The organism is Halorubrum sp. SP3 (assembly GCF_005435195.1).
GTDB lineage: Archaea > Halobacteriota > Halobacteria > Halobacteriales > Haloferacaceae > Halorubrum > Halorubrum sodomense.
In genome coordinates this window covers 1-515 of sequence record NZ_SGTU01000308.1, presented here as the reverse complement: position 1 = coordinate 515, position 515 = coordinate 1, and the positions used below count along the sequence as shown (strand labels likewise).

The following is a 515-nucleotide window of genomic DNA, read 5'->3' as shown; positions in this document are numbered from 1 at the left end:
CCCGTCGTATTCGATCCTTCTGCGAAGATGTGCGCCTGCATCAGATCACCTGGTTATCGACTGTTTCTGGGACAATTTCAGCTTCGACGAGCGGTGTGATGTTGATTACGACGCCGTGCTTCCGGTTGGGTTGGTAACCGGCAGTTGTGATCTCCGAAAGCGCGCGCTCAGACCACTCAGAGGAAATATCTCCTACAACCTCGTCACAAGCGTCTGCAATCTCGTTTGCAAGTTCCTCGTACTCTTCGAGGTCGCTCGCCAACTCAGAGAGAAGACGCTGGCGTTCTGAGACGCCACTATCGCCAATCTGTGACTGTCCCGCGTCTTCGAACTTGCCGAAGTTGTAGGTCATGAAGAGAATTCCATTACTTACATAGTGGGTGGATCCGACGAGGTCGTCATAATACTCGAAGAGGTCGTACAGGTGAGCCTCGACAGGTTCCGAACCGCCCTTCGCATAGGCTTCAAAAGCGGTTTCTAAGTCATCAAGGGCGTCAAGCCATTCGTCCTGATTC

At 52.6% G+C, this 515-nt stretch carries 1 pseudogene; it reads right to left on the bottom strand.

Features of this window, described 5'->3' with window-relative positions:
* Positions 1-40 precede the first annotated feature (40 nt).
* A pseudogene (locus tag EXE42_RS16655) lies at positions 41-515 on the bottom strand (SAM-dependent methyltransferase); the annotation flags it as partial.